At 61.1% G+C, this 23,520-nt stretch carries 21 protein-coding genes and 1 pseudogene; 13 read left to right on the top strand and 9 right to left on the bottom strand.

Annotated features, from left to right (window positions below; genetic code table 11):
- Nucleotides 1-5: 5 nt before the first annotated feature.
- The 3 genes from EXN68_RS23280 to EXN68_RS23270 all read left to right on the top strand — a co-directional run bounded on the left by EXN68_RS23280 (nucleotide 6) and on the right by EXN68_RS23270 (nucleotide 5,429).
- On the top strand, nucleotides 6-3,392 hold the full coding sequence (locus EXN68_RS23280; protein WP_142843119.1) for a non-ribosomal peptide synthetase: 3,387 nt from the start codon (nucleotides 6-8) through the stop codon (nucleotides 3,390-3,392).
- Nucleotides 3,346-4,776: an MATE family efflux transporter gene (locus EXN68_RS23275; RefSeq protein WP_237681462.1), complete on the top strand. Its 1,431-nt coding sequence runs from the start codon at nucleotides 3,346-3,348 to the stop codon at nucleotides 4,774-4,776. The genes EXN68_RS23280 and EXN68_RS23275 overlap by 47 nt, the downstream gene beginning before the upstream one ends.
- Nucleotides 4,777-4,907: 131 nt before the next feature.
- Nucleotides 4,908-5,429 carry an Rrf2 family transcriptional regulator gene (locus tag EXN68_RS23270; RefSeq protein ID WP_110760108.1) on the top strand — a complete coding sequence of 174 codons (522 nt, stop codon included), beginning with the start codon at nucleotides 4,908-4,910 and terminating at the stop codon, nucleotides 5,427-5,429.
- A gap of 32 nt (nucleotides 5,430-5,461) precedes the next feature.
- On the opposite strand, the gene panD is transcribed toward EXN68_RS23270, so the two are convergent.
- Complete coding sequence (panD, locus tag EXN68_RS23265; protein ID WP_142843117.1) at nucleotides 5,462-5,929, bottom strand: aspartate 1-decarboxylase; 468 nt, start codon at nucleotides 5,927-5,929, stop codon at nucleotides 5,462-5,464.
- A 23-nt stretch (nucleotides 5,930-5,952) separates the two neighbouring features.
- Nucleotides 5,953-6,441: an Rrf2 family transcriptional regulator gene (locus EXN68_RS23260; protein ID WP_142843115.1), complete on the bottom strand. Its 489-nt coding sequence runs from the start codon at nucleotides 6,439-6,441 to the stop codon at nucleotides 5,953-5,955.
- Between the two features lie 198 nt (nucleotides 6,442-6,639).
- Between EXN68_RS23260 and EXN68_RS23255 the strand changes: the two are divergent.
- Nucleotides 6,640-6,741, top strand: a pseudogene (locus EXN68_RS23255) (ABC transporter permease); the annotation flags it as partial.
- Nucleotides 6,742-6,857: 116 nt separating this feature from the next.
- Here the strand turns inward: EXN68_RS23255 and EXN68_RS23250 are convergent.
- On the bottom strand, nucleotides 6,858-7,769 hold the full coding sequence (locus tag EXN68_RS23250) for a 2-dehydro-3-deoxygalactonokinase (RefSeq protein ID WP_142843113.1): 912 nt from the start codon (nucleotides 7,767-7,769) through the stop codon (nucleotides 6,858-6,860).
- A 115-nt stretch (nucleotides 7,770-7,884) separates the two neighbouring features.
- Between EXN68_RS23250 and EXN68_RS23245 the strand changes: the two genes are divergently transcribed.
- The 9 genes from EXN68_RS23245 (at nucleotide 7,885) to EXN68_RS23205 (ending at nucleotide 17,612) form a co-directional block, all read left to right on the top strand.
- Nucleotides 7,885-8,793, top strand: coding sequence for a dihydrodipicolinate synthase family protein (locus tag EXN68_RS23245; RefSeq protein WP_080820104.1), 909 nt, complete (start codon nucleotides 7,885-7,887; stop codon nucleotides 8,791-8,793).
- Nucleotides 8,790-9,956, top strand: a complete 1,167-nt coding sequence (locus EXN68_RS23240) for a mandelate racemase/muconate lactonizing enzyme family protein (RefSeq protein ID WP_142843111.1) — start codon at nucleotides 8,790-8,792, stop codon at nucleotides 9,954-9,956. Before EXN68_RS23245 ends, EXN68_RS23240 begins: the two co-directional genes overlap by 4 nt.
- A gap of 24 nt (nucleotides 9,957-9,980) precedes the next feature.
- Nucleotides 9,981-11,252, top strand: coding sequence for an ABC transporter substrate-binding protein (locus EXN68_RS23235; protein ID WP_142843110.1), 1,272 nt, complete (start codon nucleotides 9,981-9,983; stop codon nucleotides 11,250-11,252).
- 83 nt (nucleotides 11,253-11,335) lie between these two features.
- Entirely contained in the window at nucleotides 11,336-12,262 is a 927-nt protein-coding gene (locus EXN68_RS23230; protein ID WP_142843108.1) for a carbohydrate ABC transporter permease, read from the top strand.
- Nucleotides 12,263-12,272: 10 nt separating this feature from the next.
- Nucleotides 12,273-13,103: a carbohydrate ABC transporter permease gene (locus tag EXN68_RS23225; protein WP_046800465.1), complete on the top strand. Its 831-nt coding sequence runs from the start codon at nucleotides 12,273-12,275 to the stop codon at nucleotides 13,101-13,103.
- Between the two features lie 2 nt (nucleotides 13,104-13,105).
- A complete protein-coding gene (locus tag EXN68_RS23220) occupies nucleotides 13,106-14,188 on the top strand; it encodes an ABC transporter ATP-binding protein (protein ID WP_142843106.1) in 1,083 nt (360 codons plus the stop codon).
- Complete coding sequence (locus tag EXN68_RS23215) at nucleotides 14,185-15,168, top strand: NAD-dependent epimerase/dehydratase family protein (RefSeq protein WP_142843104.1); 984 nt, start codon at nucleotides 14,185-14,187, stop codon at nucleotides 15,166-15,168. The genes EXN68_RS23220 and EXN68_RS23215 overlap by 4 nt, the downstream gene beginning before the upstream one ends.
- The gene (locus tag EXN68_RS23210; protein WP_080839107.1) at nucleotides 15,165-16,847 is read left to right on the top strand and encodes an SMP-30/gluconolactonase/LRE family protein; all 1,683 of its coding nucleotides are present in this window, start codon (nucleotides 15,165-15,167) and stop codon (nucleotides 16,845-16,847) included. The genes EXN68_RS23215 and EXN68_RS23210 overlap by 4 nt, the downstream gene beginning before the upstream one ends.
- 3 nt (nucleotides 16,848-16,850) lie before the next feature.
- Nucleotides 16,851-17,612 carry an SDR family NAD(P)-dependent oxidoreductase gene (locus EXN68_RS23205; protein WP_142843102.1) on the top strand — a complete coding sequence of 254 codons (762 nt, stop codon included), beginning with the start codon at nucleotides 16,851-16,853 and terminating at the stop codon, nucleotides 17,610-17,612.
- A gap of 76 nt (nucleotides 17,613-17,688) precedes the next feature.
- On the opposite strand, the gene EXN68_RS23200 is transcribed toward EXN68_RS23205, so the two are convergent.
- From EXN68_RS23200 to EXN68_RS23175, 6 genes are read right to left on the bottom strand one after another with little or no spacing between them, the layout of a single operon-like run.
- Nucleotides 17,689-18,495 carry an inositol monophosphatase family protein gene (locus EXN68_RS23200; RefSeq protein ID WP_142843101.1) on the bottom strand — a complete coding sequence of 269 codons (807 nt, stop codon included), beginning with the start codon at nucleotides 18,493-18,495 and terminating at the stop codon, nucleotides 17,689-17,691.
- Complete coding sequence (locus tag EXN68_RS23195; protein WP_142843099.1) at nucleotides 18,492-19,328, bottom strand: glycerophosphodiester phosphodiesterase; 837 nt, start codon at nucleotides 19,326-19,328, stop codon at nucleotides 18,492-18,494. The genes EXN68_RS23200 and EXN68_RS23195 overlap by 4 nt, the downstream gene beginning before the upstream one ends.
- 2 nt (nucleotides 19,329-19,330) lie before the next feature.
- Nucleotides 19,331-20,365 (bottom strand): ABC transporter ATP-binding protein, encoded by a 1,035-nt coding sequence (locus EXN68_RS23190; protein ID WP_142843098.1) that lies wholly within the window; start codon nucleotides 20,363-20,365, stop codon nucleotides 19,331-19,333.
- Nucleotides 20,366-20,373: 8 nt separating this feature from the next.
- Nucleotides 20,374-21,198 carry an ABC transporter permease gene (locus EXN68_RS23185; protein WP_110760116.1) on the bottom strand — a complete coding sequence of 275 codons (825 nt, stop codon included), beginning with the start codon at nucleotides 21,196-21,198 and terminating at the stop codon, nucleotides 20,374-20,376.
- A 1-nt stretch (nucleotide 21,199) separates the two neighbouring features.
- Nucleotides 21,200-22,039: an ABC transporter permease gene (locus EXN68_RS23180; RefSeq protein WP_237681469.1), complete on the bottom strand. Its 840-nt coding sequence runs from the start codon at nucleotides 22,037-22,039 to the stop codon at nucleotides 21,200-21,202.
- Nucleotides 22,040-22,080: 41 nt separating this feature from the next.
- A complete protein-coding gene (locus EXN68_RS23175; RefSeq protein ID WP_142843094.1) occupies nucleotides 22,081-23,232 on the bottom strand; it encodes an extracellular solute-binding protein in 1,152 nt (383 codons plus the stop codon).
- Nucleotides 23,233-23,520: the final 288 nt, after the last annotated feature.

The following is a 23,520-nucleotide window of genomic DNA, read 5'->3' as shown; positions in this document are numbered from 1 at the left end:
TAGCGATGATGTCGAATGCCGAGACGATTGCTCTATTGCGTAACCGCATCGCAAATCTTGACCCGGAGCAGCGGGCACGGCTGCGCTCGCAGCTTGAAGCACGCGGCATGTCCTGGCAGGATGTTGCTCCTGACGACGGCGATGCTGGCGGAGCTGCCGGGCGATTGCCGCTGACGTCATCGCAGATGCATTTCTGGCTGCAGCAGAAGATCTACCCTGATAGTTCGGCCTATGTCATTCCGTTCAGGTGGCATATTGATGGCCCGCTGGACCACGACGCCATCATCCGCACGCTTCAAATTCTCGTCGCGCGGCACGAGCCGTTGCGCACGGCGTTTCCGCTCGAAGAGGGAAGGCCGTGGCAGCAGGTTCACGGCAGTATGGTGCCCGAACTGGTCGTTTCCGATTGCCGGAACATGTCTGATTCCGATTGTGACGAGGCGATAGGCCGGATCGCCCGCACCCCTTTCGATCTGTCCAAGGCGCCGCTGATGCGCACGCATCTGCTGCAGCTTGGAGAAAACGAGCATATTCTTGTGTTCGTCTTTCATCACACGGTTGCCGACGGATGGTCGCGCGGCATTCTCATGCGCGAATTTTCGTTGTGTTACGCTGCTGTGGCGAACGGTCAGGAACCGGTTCTCGATCCCTTGCCGCAATCCTATGGCGACTTTGTCCGCGCGAGGCAAAAATGGACCGGCACGAAGGATTACGAGCGGCAAAAACAATACTGGGTCAACCGGCTGCAAAATCTCGAGCCGCAGGAGTTTCCGGCCGACTATCCCCGCCACGAAACGGCTGACATGGCCAGCGAAACGCTGGTGAAGGAGATTTCGCGGGATCTGATGGCGGAAGTGTCTGCTCTGGCCGCCAGGCTCGGTACGACGACCTTTGTGGTGTTTGCCGCCGTTTTCCAGCTTTTGCACCATCGCTATACCGGTCGCCGTGACCTTGCCGTATGCGTCCCCGTTGCCGGTCGGAGCGATCCCGATTTGGCAGGATTGATTGGCCTGTTCACCAATACGATCGTGTTGCGCAATGATCTCAGCCCGGCCATGTCATTCCGGGACTGGGCGAGACGCATACAGGAAGATTTCGCCAACGCGCTGGAACATCAGGACTATCCCTTTGCGGAGTTGATGGATGTGCTGGGCAGCAACCGCGAAGGGGTGGAAAATTCGCCATTCCAGATTTCCTTTCAGGTCCAGACCCAGGGCTACAGGCAGCAGAATGCGCAGGGCTTCGATCTGGGCAATGCCAGCCTGCGGGTGAGGCAGGAAGCGATACCGGTCGCGGAAGCAAAGCTCGACATGAGCTGGATGATCATGGAGCGCGCATCGGGCGCGCTCGTCACCGTCGAGTACCGGTCCGGTCGGTTCGAGGCGGTGCGAATGGAGCGGCAGCTGGAGCATTTTGAAAACCTGCTGCGGTCGGTCGTTGCTTCCCCCGACGCGCTTTTACCGACCTTCGAATATATCTCCGCCGGCGAGCGTGAGGGTCTTCTGTCGGCGGGCGCGCTCGTGGCGCGGCCTCTCCCGGTCAAGAGGGTGCACGACCTGATAAGCGGTGCGGCACGTCTCCATCCCGAAAAGATTGCCATTGAATGCCTGGACAGGAGCTGGACGTATAGTCAGCTCGAAGAGGCGTCGAATAATCTCGCAAGAGCGCTTCTGAGACTGGACCGGCCGGTGAAACCGGGAATGCGCGTGGCGGTTTCGCTGCCGGGGCAGGCGAGCTGCATCATATCTTTCCTTGCGATCATAAAGGCCGGCGCGGTCTATGTTCCGATCGATCCGCGCCACCCGGCAGACAGGATCGGTTACGTGCTGGAGGATGCCGCAGCGGTTCTGGTGCTGACTGACAATGCGGGGCTTTTCCCTGGCATTGCCTGCATCGATCCTGTTCATCATCTTGAAGATCAGCCGGATGCCCGGCTTCCGGCGATGCCTGATAACAGTGACATCTATATTCTCTACACAAGCGGCAGCACGGGGCGACCCAAGGGAGTGCCGATTACGCATACGGGCCTGCTCAATCAGTTCCAGTCCATGGCGCGCCACCCCGGTATAGGGGCTGGAGACCGGGTGCTCTCGGTGACGACGCCGGCATTCGACATCTCCGTTCTGGAAATGCTCTGGCCATTGAGCGTCGGCGCCACGGCCGTCATGCGCGAACCGGACCTTTTGCTTCAACCCGAGAAGCTGGGAAGGACAATCGGCGAATATGATATTTCGCATTTTCAGGCGACCCCCGCCACATGGAGAATGCTGCTGGACAGCGGCTGGGAAGGAAAAAAATCCCTCACCGGACTATGCGGTGGTGAAGCTCTCGATGCCCAGCTTGCCGGCCGGCTCATTCAAAAGATCGGTTCTCTCTGGAATGTCTATGGCCCGACCGAGACGACGATCTGGGCTGGTGCATTGCTGGTGGAAGAGGCACATTCCAGAAGCGGCAAGGTGCCGATCGGCGGTCGCCTGGATAACACCTCGTTCCTCGTCCTCGACGCCTATATGGATCCCGTTCCCGAAGGCGTGCCGGGAGAGCTGCACATTGGTGGCATAAGCCTCAGCCGTGGCTACTGGGACCGGCCGGCGCTTGCGGCCGAAAAATTCGTTCCCGATCCCTATGACCGGACATTGACGCCGGGCTCCCGCCTTTACAAAACAGGTGACCTTGTCGTGCGCAGGCCGGACGGCAATCTGGACTTCGTCGGACGAACCGACTTCCAGATCAAATTGCGCGGCTATCGCATCGAGGTTGGAGAAATCGAGAGCCTGCTTCAGGAAGAAGAGGGCGTCGATCAGGTTCTGGTTCTGCTCGATGCGAACAGGGAGCAGCTTCTGGCCTATGTTCTCCTTGAGGATCGCTCCGGCAAGGTCGACAAGGGTGCCATGGGTATCCGGCTCAGCAGGGCGCTTTCGGCTCGGTTGCCGCGTTACATGGTGCCGTCGCATTTCATTCTTCTGGAAGAGTTTCCCATGAATGCGAATGGCAAAGTGGATCGCAAGCGTCTGCCGCTGCCGGATCGCTCTGAAAGGGCGGTTTCCGAAATCAGCTCTCCGGGAAACCGGGTCGAACAGGCATTGCACGCAGTCTGGCAGCAGATGCTGAAGCGCGAGGATATTGGCGTCAGCGACAATTTTTTCGAGCTGGGAGGCGATTCCCTGCTGATCGTCGCCATGCCCGCGAGGGTTCGCGATGCGCTTGGCATCGAGCTGGAAGTCACGGATTTCTTCCGTTTCCCGACACTGCAAACGCTGGCTGGCCACATAATCGATCTGCAGCAGGGCAAAGCCGAGCCATCGGAGAGTGGACGGGGGCGAAGCGACACCAGGGTACAGGGGCGTGAACGGCAATTGCAGCGGCGCATCAGGTCAGGCAATTTCGCCTGACCTGACCATGAAGCCGATCAGGATAACAGCCATGGAACAGGGCGCCGCAACCGCCGGGACAGAAGACATCAACACGCATGGAAAGCCCACCTTATTCCAGCTGAGCTTTCCGCTCCTGCTTCATTCGCTGCTGAGCTTCTTCGTCAATCTGGCTGATACGGCGATCATAAGTGCCTATTCGGCAGAAGCCGCGGCTGCCGTTGCTGTCGCCAAACAGGTTCTGCTGATAGCGTTTGAATTATCCGGACTTATCGGCATCGGCGCCGTCATCGTCATTTCCCGGCACCTTGGCCGGAGTGAGGTGGAGGCGGCGCGGCAGGTGGTTGCGGTCGCGCTTTTGACCAACACGATCGTTGGCCTTGCGCTTGGGCTGTCATTGATCGTTGCGGGTCCCCTTGTGCTTGAGCAACTGGCGGGTTCGACGTCGCTGAGTGCTGAAGCTGGCCTCTATCTGAACATCGTCGCGGTTGCCATGATCTTTAACGGCTTCATTGCTGCCGGTCTGGCCTGCCTGCGCGCATTCGGTCACAGCCGGCTGATCCTGGCATTCGGGGTGGGGGTATCGGCCTTTTATCTCCTTGCTGAATGGGTTCTCATTCTGGGAGCCGGGCCTCTGCCGGGCATGGGCGTGACGGGCGCGGCAATCGGCACCCTGAGCGTTCGCCTGCTGACCGCTGCCGTTCTGACGCCGGTTCTGGTGCGCAAGCTCGGGCTGCGTTTTTCGCTTGCCGATACGATTGCGCGTCTGGCGACGGCCCGGCGGATGATCGCAATCGCCCTGCCGAGCGTGACCGATTACATCGCTTACAGTTTTTACCAGATCATTCTTCTGGGGCTGGTCGCCAGATTCGGCGTCGAGGCCGTGCTGGGGCGCACTTACACGATGCTTGCCATGGCTTTTCTGATCGTTGTCGTCATGGCAATCAGTCAGGGCAACGAAGTTCTGATCGGTTACCGGTTCGGCGAACGCAAGCTTGACGCGGCGACCCGTCAGGCTCTCCGGTCGGCAAGCGTCGCGGCAGCCGCAACAACCGGGCTAGCCACGCTGATCTGGCTCGCCTCGGTTCCCTATACCCGGTTGTTTACCGACAACCCGGCGATCATCGAATTGGTCGGCAGCCTGCTGTTTCTGACGATATTCATTCAGCCCGGATTTGCATTCAACACGATCCTGTTTCAATCGCTGCGGGCTGTCGGAGATGTCCGCTGGCCGGTTTTGGTCAGCCTGACCGTGACATGGGGGCTCGGCCTTCCCATGGCCTGGTTTTTCTGCTCGTTCCTCGATCTCGGAGTGACGGGCGTATGGTGGGCGCTGATTATCGAGGAAACCATAAAGGGCGGCCTGTTCCTGCAGCGCTGGCTCGCGCGCGAGGTAAGGCAATAAGGGCAGGATCATCCATACGGCATGCCGGAGGCCGGCTTATATCCCTGGAACAATTGAACGGAGCGATATAACACGGTAGTGTGAGAACCGGATCGACGATCCCCAACTCGTCATGAGGACGTTCATAAACGATGCATCTGAAACGGCAGACTGAAATCGCCTTTGGCATACTTGCAGTATGCGCGCGACAGGGGAACGAAATCGTATCGGTTCAAAAGGTCTCGCAGGAAATCGGTTCTACGAAAGACCACACCTATCAGGTTGTCGCCCTGCTGGCGCGAAACGGTCTGCTGCTGAGCGAACGAGGCCCCGGTGGCGGCCTTAAACTGGCAAGGGAGCCGGAGGCAGTGAAGCTGACCGAGGTGCTGCGGCTGATACAGCCCGAATTGCTCGGGGAAGGCGCAGATAACCTCCCATCGCCCCAGTCGGACGCCGAAGCATTGCTTGGCCGCATCGTCTCCACGACATCGTCTTTTTTTGCCCGCCTTCTCGATCGCTTCACGGTTGCCGACCTGATTGCGCCTGACAGTAATCTCCGTGTCAGTTGTCTGGATTGCGGCCTGATGGCGTCCCGCCACCAGGCAACGATCTCCATGGCAGATGATGACCAGCCTCAGCCTCTGGTCGCCAGACAGTCCGGCTATCGCAGCTAGTCGCGCCAGCCGGTTAAGGCCGGCGTATTTTTTCAGGCTATGGCTCGATCTGCCATCTCCTCGTCTTCCATATCGGTGTTTTGCCCATTGGGCAGGGTTTCGATAAAGAAGTCGAAGGGACGACGTGCCGTTTCCTTGACGCGATAGCGCAGAACATCCTTCACGTCGTTTTTCGGCGTGAATGTGAGGACCATGGGCGCGGTGTCATAAAGCGCGCTCTCCTGAACGTAAGACGACGAGCATATGATGACCTGATCGCCACGCTGGCAGGTGCGTGCCGCCGCACCATTCAGGATGCAGCATTTTGATCCTGCCTCGCCGAAAATCACATATGTCGAAATTCTGGCGCCGCTTTGCTTGTTCCAGATATCAACGAATTCAAGAGGCCTGATACCTGCGAGGTCGCAATGCTCAGGATCCAGGGTGATCGACCCGTGATAATCAAGATCGGCTCCCGTTACGGTGATGCCGTGTAACTTGGCTCTGACGATGCGTATCAAATGCAACTCTCCTCAACATGATTTCAGATTGTCGCATTCAACCGGCTTACAGCTTCGGTTTCTCCCGCAGATGGCGCTGGCAGCGTCATTCGTCGGCTGCGACACTTTGAACTGCTGAGCTTCGTCGGGGTGACATCGGTTATCTTGCAGGTGTCCGCCAGTTCGATGAAATAGTCGGAGGTTGCCTCCGCCAGCATGTGGAAAATGCCTGCCGTGCCGGAAGGATTGGCATTGCGTGTGCGCGGCCGCCTGACAATCGTCGGCTGTGTTGCCCGCAGGATCATGCCCACGGAAAGACTTTCCGGATCGACATTGAGAACGATGCCGCCGGTCCGTCCGCGCCTGCTTTGCAGCAGCCCGTTTCTGACCAGAATTGCGACCACCCTTGCGGCGTGATCTTTTGTGACCCCGAGCCGATGAGCAAGCTTTCGCGTCGTATGGGCTTCCTCTGTTTCGTGTACGAAGTTCGTCAGAATGCCGATGGCGATTTCAGATTCCCTGGTCAGATACATCACATGGTTCTCCTCACACCGAGAGACGGGACGTTCAAATTCTCTCTCGTTGTTTAGACGAGCAGGATTTGCTCTTTAGGACCCTGTCATAAAAAAATATTGCGTCGGAGGGCGGTATCGGGAAATGGCGGATGGAATTCCGAGCAACCGGATCGTCCGCGTTGCGGGCGGTTTGCGGCGAAAACTTTGGTGGCCCGCATTCCCGCCGTCTTCGTTCTCATCATCGACCTTATTCTCGATGTTGCCGAGAAGAGGCTGATCACCTGGCGGCCGAATGCGGGTGAAGAACGACCTGCCTGAGGTCTGGCTTGTGCTGATACCAAACGAGGCGGCCTGTGGGCCGCCTCGTTTCATGAAAGGAACAGGCTCTGCCTGAACCCTGATCTGTCGGAATTGCACCCGACGATGGTCGGCGCTCAGGAAAGCGTCTGTTTGAGGACGGCGAGCGCCCCTTTTGTCAGGATGTCGTCCGCGCCGATCGATGTCCTGAGCCCGAATACATCTGCGGCAACCAGATAGAGATCGTTCAGCCCGTCATTGCCGACGATAGCTGCCTCGTCTCCCTCCGCATACCATCCGGCATCGCGGGCCTGCCGAAACTCCTGGCCGATGACCAGTCCCCGCACATAGGAGCGCAGCTGATCCGTCGAAAGCCGGCCGGCAAGCCCGCCGGTTCGCGCTGAAAACAGCAGCGACAACATGGCGGCGGATCGTTTTGCCTCTTTCAGACCCCAGCGATAGGCCTCGGGATCATCGACCGGCGGCTGCGTTGAACCGCGCGCGATGAAGGAATGATTGATGAGCAGGTTGAAGATTTCACCGGTCACGAATGTCTGGAAACCGTCGATCCGCCCCGCCTTCACCCGCGCCCATTTGCTGTGGGTTCCGGGGATGATGAGGGTGGCGTCTTCGCCAAGGCCGTGGCCGACGATCTGGGTTTCTTCGCCGCGCATCACATCCGGAAAGGGCTGGCGGGCGGGGTCGTTGAGACCCGGCAGGAAGACGAGGTCGGAGCCGTTCGGCAGCGTCCTGCGCACCGTGCCGGCGGCAAGTTCCGCCGGGCCTGCGGGGCACGGCACGTAAGCGACTTCAACCCAGCCATTGCGGCTGGTGATCATGCCGAGTGCGGCGACGGGCAAGGTCCCGTGGCGCGAGAACCAGGGTGCAAGTGCCGCCATCAGTGCCGCCTCATGCTCACCCTTGCCAAGGCTCGAAATACCGTCGGCGGTTTCCAGATGATCGAGTTCTTCGCCGCCTTCACCAACGAGCGCCGCCCTCAGTGATGTCGTTCCCCAATCAACGATGATCGATGTCGCCGCTGCTGCCATGTCTTGAACCTCCTCGTTCATTTCATCTTGGGGCTTGTCATAGGGTGCGAGTCTATGTAGTGTCAATTAGTGAATTCAAGGTATCAAAATATGATACTTAATTGGGAGGAGAAAGATGGTGGCTGGCCTCAAGGGGATTTTGCCTGTTCTGCCCACGCCGTTTCTGGCTGATGGCGGCATTGACGAAGCGGGTATGAAGCGGCTGGTGGTCTTTGCGCTCGACAAGGGCGTGGATGGTGTCGTGTTTCCCGGTTTCGCCAGCGAGGTGGAGGCTTTGAATGCCGCCGAGCGTGCAACGCTGCTGAAGATCGTCGTGGATGCGGTGGCCGGCCGGGTGCCTGTTGTGGCCGGCGCCAGTGCGGCCGACTGGCGTGAGGTGGTCGAGCATGGGCGGGCGGCATCGGCGCTCGGCATTCGCCACCTGATGGTGCAGCCGCCCAAATCCGTCGGCACGGATGCGCCGGCGCTGATCGAATTCCTCGGCCGGATCGTCGAGGCGCTACCCGAGGTTGAAATCATCCTGCAGAATGCGCCTGCGCCGCGCGGCTCCGACCTTTCGCCGCAGGCGATCGTGGAGATCGTGCGCGCCTTGCCGCAGGTGACCTATGTCAAGGAAGAAACGCTTCCCGCCGGCCCGGCCATCAGCCACATCATCGCCCATGCGCCTTCGACACTGAAGGGTGTCATCGGTGGCGGCGGCGCGCGTTACATTCTCGATGAATATGCCCGGGGTGCTACGGCGGCCATGCCGGCGCTGGAGATCGCCGAGGAACATGTGGCCATCGACCGTGCGCTTGTCGCCGGGCGGCAGGAAGAGGCTCGCCGGATCTATGTCCGCACCCTGCCGCTTCTGGTGTTGCAGGCGGTCTATCGCATGCGGCTGACCAAATATGTGCTCGCCCGTCGCGGCGTGATCGAAGGCGTCGGCGTGCGTGCGCCGACACCCGAGCTTGATGCGGCGGCCATTGCCGATATTGACGCCAATCTGGTCGAACTCGGCCTTGTTGCCGCGGAGGCCGCATGAACAGCCCCATCGCAACAGTCGAAGTCTTCACGCTGACCCAGCCGCGCAAGGTGCCCTATCTTGGCGCGCTCAGGGAAGGCGAGGTGGTCAATCCCAACGGCTACATCGTGCGCAAGGGCAATCGCACGGTCTACCCCACCTTCGACCGCAGCGTGCTGGTGCGCATGACCACCGAGGCCGGCACTGTCGGCTGGGGCGAGACCTATGGCATCGTCGCCCCCGGTGCGGTCGCCGCCCTCATCAATGATCTTCTCGCCGGTTTCGTGATCGGCCGCAATGCGTCCGATCCTTCGGCTGTTTATGACGACCTCTACGACATGATGCGGGTGCGCGGTTATACCGGCGGCTTTTACGTCGATGCGCTCGCCGCGCTCGATATTGCGCTCTGGGATATTGCCGGGCAGGAAGCCGGAAAATCGGTTCGCGACCTTCTCGGCGGCGGGGTAGATACGTTTCCAGCCTATGTTTCCGGCCTGCCTGAAAAAACGCTGAAGGCGCGCGGGGAACTGGCGAAATACTGGCAGGATCGCGGTTTCAACGCCTTCAAATTCGCAACGCCGGTGGCCGATGACGGCCCGGCGGCGGAAATTGCCAATCTCCGGCAGGTGCTTGGGCCCCAGGCGAAGGTCGCCGCCGACATGCACTGGAACCAGACGCCGGAACGGGCGCTGGAACTGATTGCCGAAATGCAGCCTTTCGACCCGTGGTTCGCCGAAGCGCCCGTCTGGACGGAGGACATTGCCGGTCTGGAGAAGGTTTCGAAGAATACCGACGTGCCGATTGCCGTCGGCGAGGAATGGCGCACCCATTGGGATATGCGCGCCCGCATCGAACGCTGCCGCATCGCGATCGTGCAGCCGGAAATGGGCCATAAGGGCATCACCAATTTCATCCGCATCGGCGCTCTTGCCGCCGAACACGGCATTGACGTGATCCCGCACGCCACCGTTGGCGCCGGCATCTTCCTTGCCGCCAGCCTGCAGGCGTCGTCGACATTGTCGATGCTGAAGGGACACGAATTCCAGCACTCGATCTTCGAGCCGAACCGCCGCCTGCTGGACGGCGACATGGATTGCCGCGAAGGCAGGTATCACCTGCCGTCGGGACCGGGACTTGGGGTAAGACCGTCGGAGGCGGCGCTCGGTCTGATTGAACGTATCTGATTTGGTTTTTTGGAGGAGGAAACCATGACCAAAAGAATGAAAAAGCTGGCGCTCAGCACCGCGACCGCCGTTTTGATGACCATGGGCGCTGGTGCGCCCGCCATGGCTGATACCGTGCTGAAGTTCATTTCCTGGCAGACAGATGATGCCGGAACGGGTGAATGGTGGCATTCCGCCATCGCCGCCTTCGAGAAACAGCATCCGGGGGTGAAGATCGAATTCACCAAGGCGGAGCGCAGTTCCTACGCGGATACGATGACCACGCTTTTCGCCGCCAACCAGCCGCCGCAGATCGTGCATCTGGCGTCCTTCGAATTCCAGATGTTTGCCGATAGCGGCTGGCTGGAACCGCTCGACCCGTGGCTGAAGAAGGATGGCATCGACATGACCGGCTGGGCTGGCCAGCAGAAATGCGAATGGAACGGCGAAACCGTCTGCATCATGACCAACTATTTCGGTTTCGTCATGGCCTATAACAAGAAGCTGCTGGAAGAAGCGGGCGTCGCGGTTCCGAAAACCTATGACGAGTTTCTGGCCGCTGCAAAAGCCACGACCAAGGATCTGAACGGCGACGGCATCATCGACCAGTTCGGCACCGGCCACGAAACCAAGGGTGGTCCGGGGCAATATCTGACGGAAATGCTGAACTACATCATCGATGCCGGCGCCTACTGGACTGACAAGGATGGCAACATCACCATCGATACGCCCCAGATGGTCGAGGGCCTTTCACGCTGGAAAACCGTGATGAAGAGCGGCATCAGCCCGGTGGACATGAGCGCCAGCGACGTGCGCAAGCTGTTTGCCGATGGCAAGATGGCCATGCGGCTCGATGGACCGTGGCTTTATGGCACGACTGAAAAGGGTTCGGCCAAGAGTGACATCGTTTATGTCGCGCCGCCGCTTCATCCGCCGCTTGGCGGCTCGTCCAACGTGCTGGCGATGCCTGCCGATATTCCCGACGACCAGAAGGCATTGGTCTGGGATTTCATCAAGCTGACGATGACGCCGGAATTTCAGCGCAGTTACGCCACCCTTGGCGGCAACACCCCGCCAAGCCCGAAGGCGGATGTCTCGGGTGTTGAAAAGACCATCCCGCATTTTCCGGTGCTGATCGAAACGATGAAGGCCGCGTCTGAAGCCGGTATCGACCGCATTCCGACCGGGCTTGAGCTTTTCTACAACGAGTTCAGCAAGATGGTGATGGAAGAAAGCCAGCGGATGATCATTCAGGATCTCGATCCGGCGGAGGTGGCGAAAACCATGCAGGCAAAGGCCGAAGCCATCAAGGGTTGATCCCCCATCGTCCTGATCCCGTTGTCCTGCCATGGCCCGTAAAGGGCCATGGCCATCATTCGCATCCGGCAGGAGGACCATCCATGACCGAACCCGTTCGGGCTGGGCGTCGCAAGTTCTTCGATCTTGCGCGTCCCAGCCGGCAACATCTCCTCGGCTATATTCTGATCGCGCCCGCGGTCCTGATGGTTGCCGCCATCATCGTCTGGCCGCTCGTGCTGGCCATCGACCTGTCGTTCCAGCAGGTCAAGATACCAAGGCTTGGCGGCGCCAGCCGGCCGTTTTCGCTGAGCAATTACACCTGGCTGTTCTCGTCGCCGGAATTCTGGCTGGCCTGCTGGGTAACGCTGAAACTGGTCATCGTCGTTACCGCCGGCAGCGTCGCGGTTGGCCTCAGCACGGCGCTTCTGGCCAATAACCGTTTCAAGGGCCGCACCATCGCGCGGCTGGGAATGGCGCTACCCTGGGCGGTGCCGGAAATCATCGCGGTCGTCATCTTTGCGTGGATGTTCGACACTTCCTTTGGCCTGTTCGGCTGGCTGGCGATCAAGCTCGGTTTCACCGATCAGATGATCCCGTGGGTCAGTAGTTCCACGGCCGCATTCTGGGCCGTGGCGATCACCATGGTGTGGAAGGGTTTTCCTTTCGTCTCGATCATGTGTCTAGCCGGCCTTCAGTCCATCCCCGCCGATTATTATGCGGCGGCGAAGGTCGATGGCGCGAGTGTGTGGCAGCGTTTCCGCTGGATCACCATGCCGCTTTTGATGCCGGTGCTGGGCGTGACGCTGGTGCTGACGCTGCTTTGGGTATTCCGCGACTTTTCCATCATCAAGGTTCTGACCGGCGGCGGGCCGCTGCGTTCAACACAGACGCTGTCGATCATGACCTATGACCAGGCGTTCCAGTATCACAATTTCGGTCGTGCCGCCGCCGTCGGCGTGCTCACGCTGGTGATCTGCATCGTCGCGAGCCTCCTGATGCTCGGCCGGCGTTCGAAATCGATCTATTGAGGAGGCTTTGATGAAACGGACATTTTTACAGAGCCTTGCCCTTTACGCGACTGTGATCTTCACGCTGGTGATGATCCTGTTTCCGGTCTACTGGCTGCTGGTCACGGCACTTTCCACCACCGATGAGCTTTACCGCCTGCCGCCGACCTTCTGGCCGGACGATCCGCAGTGGGACATCTTCGCCCGCGTCTGGGCGGCAAAACCGATCCTGCTGTGGCTTTGGAATTCGATGCTGGCGGCCATCGGCTCGGTGGCGCTGTCGATGCTGGTCTCGGTCAGCGCCGGTTACGCGCTGTCGCGTTATTCCATGCGGGGTGGCGCGACCATGGGCCTCTTCGTCCTGACGGCGAAGATGCTGCCCGCGACGCTGCTGGTCATTCCGCTATTTTCGATCTTTTCCAGCTTCGGCCTGATCGGCAGCCTGTGGACGCTGGTTCTGGCGCATTCGACGATGATCATTCCTTTCGCCACCTGGATGCTGAAAGGCTATTTCGACACCATTCCGAAGGAACTGGAACAGGCTGCCATGGTCGACGGCTGCTCGCCGATCGGCGCGATGGTGCGCGTCGTGCTTCCCATCGCCACACCGGGGCTTGCCGCCACCGCACTTTATGCCTTCGTGCTCAGCTGGGCAGACTATGCCTATGCGCGCACCTTCCTCGTCAACTCGCCGGACAACTGGACGGCCAATCTCGGCATCACCACGATGCAGGGCGAATATGTCACCTACTGGAACGACATTTCCGCCGCATCCGTGTTCATCGCACTGCCGATCATCGCAATCTACCTATTCCTGGAACGTTATTTGGTCGGCGGCCTCACCGCTGGCGCGGAGAAATAAGCATGGCCAATATTTCCATTCGCAACGTCAGCAAGTCCTATGGCGCGCTCAACGTGCTCAGGCCGTTTTCGCTTGAGATCGAGAACGGCGAGTTCGTGGTGCTGGTCGGGCCTTCCGGCTGCGGCAAGTCGACGATGCTGAAAATCCTCGCCGGTCTCGAACCGGCAAGCGAAGGCCAGATCTTCATCGGCGACAACGACGTGACGGATCTGGCGCCGGGTGACCGCGACATCGCCATGGTGTTCCAGAACTATGCGCTTTATCCGCACCTCACCGTTCGCCAGAATATCGGCTTCGGCCTGAAGATGCGCGGCACCGACAAGGCCGAGATCGACCGCCGGGTTGATGATGCGGCGCGCATTCTGGAAGTGACACCCTATCTCGATCGCAAGCCCAAGGATCTCTCGGGCGGCCAGCGCCAGCGCGTGGCACTTGGCCGTGCCATCGTGCGCCAGCCGCAGGCCTTCCTGATGGATGAGCCGCTGTCCAATCTCGATGCCAAGCTGCGCGTCCACATGCGTGCCGAAATCGGCGCGTTGCACAAGCGCATCGGTGTCACCACCGTTTATGTGACGCATGATCAGGTCGAAGCGATGACAATGGCGGACCGCGTCGTCATCATGCAGGGCGGCATCATCCAGCAGATCGCCGCACCCGACGAGCTTTTCAACAATCCGGCCAATCTTTTCGTTGCCGGTTTCATCGGCTCGCCGGGCATGAATTTCCTCAATGCGGAACTGCGTGACGGCACTGTTACCCTGTTTGGGCAACCGGTTTCTCTGCCCGGTGCCGTCGGCCGCCAGGGCGGCGTGATTGTCGGCCTGCGGCCGGAACATCTCGTTCTGGGCGATGCGCCTGTTGCCTTCGATGTCCGTCCGACGCTGGTGGAAAGCCTGGGATCGGAAAAATATGTCTATTTCGATGCGGAAGGCGCAAGGGTCGCGGATGGCGAGGAGGGTAAGTCCAAGGGGCTGATCGCGCGCGTCTCGCATACCGGCAGCCTTCCCGGCAATGAGGCGCTCCGGCTCGGTTTCGATCCGGCCCAGCTTTATCTCTTCGATGCAAAGACGGGAGCACGGCTATGATCCTCGTCACCGGATCGGCAGGCCGTGTCGGCCGTGCCGTTGTCGCCGCCTTGCGCGCGCAGGGCCGCGCCGTTCGCGGTTTTGATTTGAGGCCATCGGCAACCGGCGGCGAGGAAGTCGTCGGGTCGCTGGAGGACGCGCAGGCGCTGTCCGAAGCCATCAAGGGCGTGAGTGCCGTCCTGCATCTGGGCGCCTTCATGTCATGGGCTCCGGCGGATCGCGACCGCATGTTCGCCGTCAATGTCGAGGGCACGCGCCGGCTTCTGGATGCGGCCTCAGCAGCTGGCGTGCGGCGGTTCGTCTTCGCTTCGTCGGGTGAGGTCTATCCGGAAAACCGGCCGGAGTTCCTGCCGGTCACCGAGGACCATCCGCTCTGCCCCAATTCGCCCTATGGTCTGACCAAGCTTCTGGGCGAAGAGCTGGTGCGCTTTCACCAGCGAAGCGGCACCATGGAAACGGTGATCCTGCGGTTTTCTCATACGCAGGATGCGGCGGAGCTGCTGGATGAGGACAGTTTCTTTTCCGGCCCCCGGTTTTTCCTGCGGCCGCGCATTCGCCAGCAGCAGAATTTCGGAAACACTGCCATCGCCGAACTGCTCCAGTCCCGCGATATCGGTGAGCCGTCGCACATTCTGGCGCGCAATGAAAAAGGCCGGCCGTTCCGTATGCATATAACCGATACGCGTGACATGGTGGCGGGTATTCTGCTTGCTCTCGATCACCCCGGGGCGGCGGGCGGCACCTTCAATCTCGGTGCCGATGAACCGGCCGATTTCGCAGCGCTTCTGCCGAAAATTGCGGCGCTGACCGGCCTGCCCATCGTGACAGTCGATTTTCCCGGCGACGGCGTTTATTACCATACGTCCAACGAGCGGATCAGAAACACTTTGGGGTTTGAAGCGGAATGGACGATGGACCGGATGCTGGACGACGCGGCGGCCGCAAGGCGGCAGCGACTCGCGAAGGAGCAGAGGCAATGAAACCGGAGACGCCGGGCGGCACGGCGGCACTGGCCAAGGGCCTGACCCTGCTCGACATGGTTGCCGATGCGCCGGAACCGTTGCGTTTTGCCGAGCTGCTGCGCGCCTCCGGTCTGCCGAAGCCGACATTCGCGCGCATCCTGCGCACCCTTATCGCTTATGGCCTCGTCCGTCAGGATGAGGCCCGTGGCACCTATGTGCTGGGCCAGCGTTTTCTGGAAATGTCCCATAAGGTCTGGGAGAGCTTCGATCTCGTCTCGGCGGCGACGCCTGAACTGGAGCGGCTGGCAGCCGAGCTGGGGGAGACGGTTGCACTGTGCCGGCTTGACGGCACCATGACGCAATATCTCGCCGAACGTTCGCCGAACGGTCTTTCGGTGCGCGTCGAGGTGGGACGCCGCGTGCCCCTGCATTGCACCGCACCGGGCAAGGCGCTGCTCGCCTTTCAGGACCCCGCCGTTGGCCGCGCGCTGCTGGATCGCCTGACGCTCGATCTGCAGACACCCAAAACCATTACCAGCCTCGATGCGCTGCAGGCCGATCTGACGCTGACGCGGGCGCGGGGTTATTCGATTTCCTACGAGGAGCATCTGCCGGGCGTGAATTCGGTCGCCGCCCCTGTCATGGGCCGGGACAATACGCCGATGGGCGTGCTCGTCGCGCTCGGGCCGTCGTCGCGGCTGGATTCCTCCAATATCCATCCCGCCGGGCGTGAATTGATTGCTGCCGCCCGCCGCATTACCGGTGCAGCCGGGGCCGTGGCGATCAGTTCGCGGCCACGCCCGCGTTCGGCAACGGGCCGCCCCAGCGCCGAACTCAGCTGTATTCTGCCGTGGGGTGCGCAGCTGGGGGAAAGCCCGGTCTGGCACGAGGGGGAAAACGCGCTCTACTGGGTGGATATCCTGCATCCGGCGGTGCACCGCTTCGATCCTGCCACCGGCCGCAACGAAACCTGCGAGACAGGCAAGTTGGTCAGCGCCGTCATTCCGGTCACCGGCGGGCGGTTGCTGGTGGCGTCACAGGATGGCGTCGAATGGCTGGATTTCGCCTCCGGCCGGCTGACCCCCTTCGTCAGCCCGGAGGCTGGCATTGCCGATAACCGCCTGAACGATGCCAAATGCGGGCCGGATGGCGCGATCTGGGTCGGCTCGATGCGCATCGATGCTTCCAAGCCCACGGGTGCGCTTTATCGCATCAATGCCAATGGCGCATCCGAGCGCAAGGAAGGCGGCATCATCGTCTCCAACGGTCTCGGCTGGAGCCCCGATGGCCGGACCTTCTATTTCGTCGATACCGTGCCCGGCCTCATCCATGCCTATGATTGTGATCCGGCGACGGGCGCGCTGTCGCAGCGCCGTGAATTCGCCCGCATTCCGGTGGCCGATGGCCGGCCGGATGGTCTGGCCGTGGATGCCGAAGGCGGTGTCTGGTGCGCCATCTGGGATGGCTGGTGCGTGCGCCGTTATCTTCCGAACGGCAAGCTGGACCAGGTGATCGACATGCCGGTGCCGCGCCCTTCCAGCATCGCCTTTGGCGGGCCGGACCTGTCGACGCTGTTCATCACCAGCGCCCGCACGCGCCTGCCTGCCTCGACACTCGCCGATGCGCCGCTCTCCGGCGGCCTGTTTTCCTGCCGCCCGGGAATTGCCGGCGCGCGCATCTCGCTGTTTGAAGGATAAAGGATGCGTCTCGAAAGCGTCTTTGGATTGAAGGGCCGCACGGCGCTCGTCACCGGTTCCAGCCGTGGCATAGGCGCCGCCATTGCCGAGGGGCTGGCGGGCGCGGGCGCCCATGTCATCCTGCATGGCATAAAGCCGGGCGCTGCCGCGCCCGTGCAGCACCGGATCCTTGCAAGCGGCAGCACGGCGCAGGAACTGGCGGGCGATCTTTCCGAACCCGGTGCCGGTCGTGACCTCATCGAACGGGCCGAGGCGATAGCACCGGTCGATATTCTTGTCATCAATGCCAGCGCCCAGATCAACGCCGCGCTTTCGGAACTGACACCGGACGATCTGGCGTTTCAGCTGGCGGTCAATCTGGGCTCAACGGTGGATATGCTGCAGGCGGCTTTGCCGCGCATGGCGGCCCGCAAATGGGGCAGGGTGGTTTCCATCGGCTCGGTCAATCAGCTGCGTCCGAAGGGCATCGTCACCGCCTATGCCGCCACCAAGGCTGCGCAGCACAATCTGATCCAGAGTCAGGCGCGGGATTATGCGCGCGACAATGTGTTGCTCAACACACTCGCGCCCGGCCTCATCGACACCGACCGCAATGCCCACCGTCGTGATGAGGACCCCGAAGGCTGGGCGGAATACGTCCGGACGCTGAACTGGATGGGCCGTGCCGGGCAGCCGGAAGAAATGGTGGGTGCCGCCATCTTCCTGTCGTCGCAGGCCTGCAGTTTCATGACCGGTGAAACCGTGCTGATGACGGGCGGTTACTGATCACGCTATCCTTCGCAGGACCCGCATATTGGCGGATACGTGCCGGCGGATGTACTGACCACGCGCGCTGTGCCGCTCAGGGGTCCTTGGGCGGAACGCCGCGAAGCCGTTCGAGAAGATAGGCGTGGGTTGCGGCATTGGCGACGATCAGCGTGCCGGTCCGCTCATAGATTTCAGGCCCGCGCCCCCACCAGTCCGTCACGATGCCGCCGGCTTCCTCAACGAGCAGGATACCGGCTGCGGTATCGACAAACCCTGTCTCCTCGTAATAACCGGTAAGCCGGCCGCAGGCCACGTAAGCGCAGGAATTGGCGGCGCTGCCGACGACCCGCACCGCGCCGATTGGGCCCCGAATATCGTCCAGACGCTGGTAGGCGCCGGGATAAAGCGAAAGATTGGGTGTTGGCAGGCCGGTGCCGACGCACATGAGCGCGATATCGCTGCTGGCATTGACGCGCAGGCGTTCGCCGTTGAGATATGCGCCTTCGCCCTTGATCGTCGTGAACATCTCGTCGGCGACTGGATTATAGACAAGCCCGCAGATCGTCTCGTTGCCGCGGCGCAGCGCAATGGTGATGGTGTAGTGCTGGCCATAGATGAAATTGGTGGTGCCATCGATGGGATCGACCAGCCAGCGATGTTCGGCATCCGAACCGTCAACCGGAGCGAATTCCTCGCCGGTCAACCCCCAGGGATACCGGCCGAGCAGGCGTTCGCGGATCAGCGTTTCGGACTGCCGGTCCGCATCGGACACGAAGTCGCCCGGTCCCTTGACGCCGATCTCGATGTCGCGGAAGCGCCTGAAATGCTGGAGCGTCAATGCGCCGGCCTCGCGGGTGGTGGCGATCATGTCTTCCAGAATGGCGGTGTAGTTGACGGTCATCGGCTGAATGCCTCGGTTAGCCCTTCCGGGTCATCGGTGGTGATCTGGTCGACCTTGAGCCGCAACAGCCGCTCGACATCGGTGATCGATTGCGGCGTGATGCTGTTGATGGTCCATGCATCGACACGGCGGCCGGCGGCGTGGACGGGGGCGATGATATCAATGCCGGCATCCTCTGCAGCAAGGATGATCCGATAATCGAGATAGATCATTCCGGCAGCCGGTGCCGTGGCGAGCGCCTGTTCGATGAAGTTGGAAAAGTCTTCGCCCGTCTGCAGCCTTGCGAGTGTGTCGTCCTCACACGGGTCATATCCCGTCTTGAGATCGGGGACCGATCCGGCAAGCGCGGCGATGGCGTCGAAATCCCCGCCGGACAGGATCATGGAGCCCGCCAATGGCGCGATGCTTGCGCTGAAACCCGCGATGACCTGCGGGGTGAGGGCGTGCCGGTCCTCCTTGAAATCGAGCTGCAGCAGGGCATCGGGATGGATGATCTCGCGGGCGAGCAGGGTGCAGAGGTCTTCGAGCAGCATCACCCTTGAGGATACGGGCTGACCGTGATTGTCGCGCAGATGCAGCTGGCGCAGGCTGGCGGCGGAGGCGTCTCGCACCCTTCCGGCGCCGGTGGTTTCCCGCTCCAGCGTCAGATCATGCAGCACGGCGCAGCCGTGGTCGGCGTGAATGACGAGATCGACTTCGATGCTCGCGCCAAGGCACATGGCCTCGATGATGCGCTCGCCGGTGAAGGCGGGATCGGCTGCGCGGCGGCGGCCGCGATGCCATTTGAGCCAGGTGCGATGGCCGTCGCGTTCGAGGAGGATGGGCATGTTCATGGTCAGCTCCGGTAGATTTGCCGGTTGTCGCGAAAGGCCGTGACGGCGCGGGGCAGGATATCGACCCCCTGTCCGGCCCGGAAGAGATCGGGATGGGCGACCATCGATTTGATCCTGACGCCATCGGGAAGATCGAGATCGACAAGGCCATGGGTGCCGTAATCGGTCACCCGGTGAACGCTTGCCTGCGGCGTCTCGGATGCCTTCAGATCAACGGCCTCGGGGCGGATGGCGAGAATGGCGGGACCGTCGGAGACGGGCAGTGGCACGGTAAGGCCGGCATGGGTGAAGGTTCCGCCCGAAACCACGCCTTCGATCAGGTTCATGGTGCCGATGAAGCCGGCGACGAAGGGGGTCTGCGGCTCGCGGTAGATGACGTTCGGTCGGTCGATCTGCTCGGTCTTGCCATTGGCCATCACGACGATGCGGTCGGCCATGGAAAGGGCCTCATCCTGTCCATGCGTGACAAACAGCGTGGTGATGCCGAGACGCTGCTGGATATCGCGCACCTCTTCCCGCAGGCGCTCGCGCAGATGCTGGTCGAGGCTGGCGAAGGGTTCATCCAGAAGCAGGATTTTCGGCTCCAGGACCAGTGAGCGGGCGAGCGCCACGCGTTGCTGCTGGCCGCCGGAGAGCTGGCTGGTGGCGCGTTCGCCATAACCGGAAAGCCCGACCAGTTCGAGTACCGCTTCGACCTTCCCCTTGATCTGGGAGGCCGGCATGCGCCGCAGCTTGAGGCCGAATGCGAGGTTCTTGAAGACGTTCATATGGGTCCAGAGCGCGTGGCTCTGGAACACCATGCCGGTGGGCCGGCGCTCGGGTGGCAGATGGGTGACGTCTTCGCCGTCGATGGTGATCCGTCCGCCGGTCGGCTGTTCGAAACCACCGACCATGCGCAGCAGCGTTGATTTGCCGGAACCGGAGGGGCCGAGAAGGCAGACGAGTTCACCATCGGCGACGTCGAGCGAGAAGTTGTCGACTGCCTTGGTGCCACCGGCGAAGGTTTTCGTAACCCCGCGGATATGAAGTACGGACATGAATATTCCTAACCGCCGAAGCCGCGGGCGAAGGCGCCGCCGCCAATGACGCGGCGGGCGAACATGAGGGCAATGAATGACGGCACCCAGAGCACGACGGACAGGACCGCGCCATACTGGATGACCATCTGGTTGTTGATGTAGCTGATCATCAGCACCGGCATCGTGCGGATGCCGGGGGCGCCGATGAGCCATGCCCCTTCGGTTTCATAGAAGGTGCCGACGAAGCTCAGGAGCACGGCGGCGGCAATGGTCGGCCCGGCCTGTGGCAGCGTGATCGACCAGAAGACCCGCAGGGGACTGGCCCCCACATCGCGGGCCGCCTCTTCCATGCGGCGATCGACGGCCTGAAACGCGGCGACGGGTATCCAGATCATGAACATCAGCGTGCCGACGAGTTGGATCAGGACGACGCCCCAGAATGTGCCGATGAGGTTGAGCTGCAGAAAGATCGCCGCAATTGCCACCAGCAGCCCGAATTTCGGGAAGGCATGACCGGCAAGGAAGGAGAAGAACAAGAGATTGCGGCCGGGAAAGCTCATGCGGGCAAAGGCATAGGCGGCGGGAAGGCAGATCAGCGCCGAAAGCAGGGTCACCACCGTCGTCAGCCGAAAGCTCAGCATCAGGGCGTTCCATACATCGGGGCGTCCGAGTGTCTGGCCCCAGAAACGGAAGCCGAACTGTTGCGGCACGACGTTGGGGTAACGCCAGACTTCGGTGAAAGCCCAGGTGCCGACGACGATGAGCGGCCCGACGATCGCAACGGTCAGAAGGGCGGCGAAGAATATGCCGGGCCAGTCGAGGCGCCTGCGCGCCGGTGCAAAAGCGGCCATGTTACTTCCCCTGATTGCGTGCGACTGAGCGCACATAAAAGAGGCCGAAGGCAATGCAGAAGCCGAAGGCGATAACGGCCTGGGTCATGGCGCCGATGGGATCCTGCATATCGCGAAGGGTGCGCTGCATGAAGGGACCAATCATTTCCGGCGATGCGGGGCCAAGCAGATAAGGAAGGGTGAAGGAGGAGAAGATGCCGAGCACCGAAAAGGAAAGCGCCACGAGAATGGAATTGGAAATGCGCGGCAGGATGATGTGCCAGAAGACCTGCAGCGCGTTGGCGCCCACATCCCGCGCCGCTTCCACGGACTGGTTGGCGACGCTGCCGAGGCCCGCCAGCAAAATCAGCACCGTCAGCGGGATATTGTCCCAGACAAGGCCGATGACCGGTCCCCAGGGGGTGAGATAGGGCGTGCGGATTTTCGGCAGGTCGACCGCGTTGAGCAGAATATCCACCATGCCATTGGGCCCAAGCACGCGGATGAAGGCGAAGGCGAGGATGATGGAGGGCACGAACATCGGAAAGATCGCCAGCGCCTGCACATAGGCCGAAAGGCGGCACTGGGAAAAGCGCAGATAAAGCGCGATCGGCAGGCAGATCACCAGAAGCAGCATGGCGCAGACCAGAGTGGTCCAGAGCGTGACGGCAAGATTGTCGAGGCTATAGCGATCCGAAAAGAAGAAGACGTAGCTCGAAAGATCGAACGTCGTTTCTCCATTGGTCCCGGTACGCCAGACGGTGCGCCCTATGGCGTTGATGGCCGGCCAGATGACGAGCCAGATCATCAGGAAAACGGGAATGGCGACGAGCAGGAGGCCGATTGGCCTCCTGCCTGCCATATTGTCGATGAGCGGGCGGACCGCTCTTTCTGCTGCCTCGGTCACGACTTGCGGTCGACGTTCGGAGCAACGTGACGGTACCAGCCGTCATTGATGGCGGTTTCCCATTTACCGGCCGGGAAGGTCGGAATGGTCTGCGGAATGATGTCGGCGAAGCGCTTGCGCAAATCGGCTGGGACATAGTCCCAGGAAACGCCGGGGAAACCGCCGAGTTCGGTGAGGATGGCGCCCTGGATTTCTTCGGAGAGAACGAAATTCGCCAGCTTGAGGGCGGCATCGCGATTGGTGCCGTTCGCCAGCACCACGGCCCGGGAAAAATCGCCGCAAAGCGCGAGATCCTGAAGCTGAACGAGGCCCGTTTCCGCAGGAAGCACACCCTGATCGATCGCCTTCAGAACCTGATCGGACCAGACGGGCGTCATCGTCACGACGCCTTGCGACAGAAGCTGCAGAGACTGGGTGTTGCCGGAGGCATAGGCGCCCTTGTCATAAAGCGACGGGGCGATATCGGTCAGCAGATCCCACGCCTTGCCCAGCGCCTTGTCGCCGAATTCCTGGGTGTAGTTGTCGACCGTGAAAGCCTTGGGGTCGAGACCATTGGCCTGATGGATGGCGCGGCGGACGAAATTGCCGCCGGAACCGCCCTTGTCGGGACGGTTATAGACGAACTGGCCGGGATTGGCCTTGATCCAGGTGACCAGCTGCTCCCAGGTCTTCGGGGCATCTGCGGGCTTCAGCTTGGCTGTGTCATAGGCGAGCAGAACCTGGCTGCCGCGATAGGGCAGGCTGTATTCGCTGCGGATGGCAAGCGGGTTGACGCGCGAATAGTTGGAGAGACCGGCTTTCGCCATGTTCACATAGATGCCGGCATCGATCGCGCCTGCGGGCAGCAGCGGATCGGAATGCTCGAAATAGTCAGCCTGCGGGTCGGTGCCTGTCTGCTTTGCTGCAATGGCGCGTTCGCCGATGGCGATAATGCCGGCATTATCACCGGCGTCCACGAGGTTGAGTTTGATGCCCGGATTTGCCGCCTCGAAAGCGGGCTTGACCGTGTTGGTCCAGAAATCGAGGATGTTGCTGTCGGCGCCAGTATACCAGTCGATCGTGCCCGGGGCGGCGAAGCTCATGCGCGGCGCAATGGCAAGGCCAGCGGCGGCGCCTGCTGCTGATATCATGAAGGTGCGGCGTTTCATCTCTGTCTCCAGTGCTCTCGGCGAGTGGAATTGTTGAGCGCTGACCCTTTTTGGAAAGATCGGAACGGCGCTGGCCCGCTTTTGCACAGCCGTGCATTTTTTAACGGGTCGGCGGCGTTTCTAATGACTTTCCTTAACGCTTTCGTGACACCCGGAGACGCAGATCGGCTGACGAAAATTAGCGTCTAAATAATTTAGCAGTGTCGCAAATTGTCATGACTTGCATGGGCCGGGTAACACTTCATTCAGTGGTTTTGTGAAATCTAAAATACGCAGGTTCCAAGGTTT

Source organism: Martinezella rhizogenes, assembly GCF_007002745.1.
Classification (GTDB): domain Bacteria; phylum Pseudomonadota; class Alphaproteobacteria; order Rhizobiales; family Rhizobiaceae; genus Agrobacterium; species Agrobacterium cucumeris.
This window is presented reverse-complemented; position numbering and strand designations above follow the sequence as displayed.

Coding starts and splice junctions, on each gene's coding strand:
- EXN68_RS23205 (WP_142843102.1), top strand. CDS start 16,851: ATGCGTCTCGAAAGCGTCTTTGGATTGAAGGGCCGCACGGCGCTCGTC.
- EXN68_RS23220 (WP_142843106.1), top strand. CDS start 13,106: ATGGCCAATATTTCCATTCGCAACGTCAGCAAGTCCTATGGCGCGCTC.
- EXN68_RS23240 (WP_142843111.1), top strand. CDS start 8,790: ATGAACAGCCCCATCGCAACAGTCGAAGTCTTCACGCTGACCCAGCCG.
- EXN68_RS23175 (WP_142843094.1), bottom strand. CDS start 23,232: ATGAAACGCCGCACCTTCATGATATCAGCAGCAGGCGCCGCCGCTGGC.
- EXN68_RS23195 (WP_142843099.1), bottom strand. CDS start 19,328: ATGAACATGCCCATCCTCCTCGAACGCGACGGCCATCGCACCTGGCTC.
- EXN68_RS23250 (WP_142843113.1), bottom strand. CDS start 7,769: ATGGCAGCAGCGGCGACATCGATCATCGTTGATTGGGGAACGACATCA.
- EXN68_RS23270 (WP_110760108.1), top strand. CDS start 4,908: ATGCATCTGAAACGGCAGACTGAAATCGCCTTTGGCATACTTGCAGTA.
- EXN68_RS23190 (WP_142843098.1), bottom strand. CDS start 20,365: ATGTCCGTACTTCATATCCGCGGGGTTACGAAAACCTTCGCCGGTGGC.
- EXN68_RS23230 (WP_142843108.1), top strand. CDS start 11,336: ATGACCGAACCCGTTCGGGCTGGGCGTCGCAAGTTCTTCGATCTTGCG.
- EXN68_RS23215 (WP_142843104.1), top strand. CDS start 14,185: ATGATCCTCGTCACCGGATCGGCAGGCCGTGTCGGCCGTGCCGTTGTC.
- EXN68_RS23245 (WP_080820104.1), top strand. CDS start 7,885: ATGGTGGCTGGCCTCAAGGGGATTTTGCCTGTTCTGCCCACGCCGTTT.
- EXN68_RS23180 (WP_237681469.1), bottom strand. CDS start 22,039: ATGGCAGGCAGGAGGCCAATCGGCCTCCTGCTCGTCGCCATTCCCGTT.
- EXN68_RS23210 (WP_080839107.1), top strand. CDS start 15,165: ATGAAACCGGAGACGCCGGGCGGCACGGCGGCACTGGCCAAGGGCCTG.
- EXN68_RS23235 (WP_142843110.1), top strand. CDS start 9,981: ATGACCAAAAGAATGAAAAAGCTGGCGCTCAGCACCGCGACCGCCGTT.
- EXN68_RS23280 (WP_142843119.1), top strand. CDS start 6: ATGATGTCGAATGCCGAGACGATTGCTCTATTGCGTAACCGCATCGCA.
- EXN68_RS23200 (WP_142843101.1), bottom strand. CDS start 18,495: ATGACCGTCAACTACACCGCCATTCTGGAAGACATGATCGCCACCACC.
- EXN68_RS23260 (WP_142843115.1), bottom strand. CDS start 6,441: ATGTATCTGACCAGGGAATCTGAAATCGCCATCGGCATTCTGACGAAC.
- EXN68_RS23185 (WP_110760116.1), bottom strand. CDS start 21,198: ATGGCCGCTTTTGCACCGGCGCGCAGGCGCCTCGACTGGCCCGGCATA.
- EXN68_RS23225 (WP_046800465.1), top strand. CDS start 12,273: ATGAAACGGACATTTTTACAGAGCCTTGCCCTTTACGCGACTGTGATC.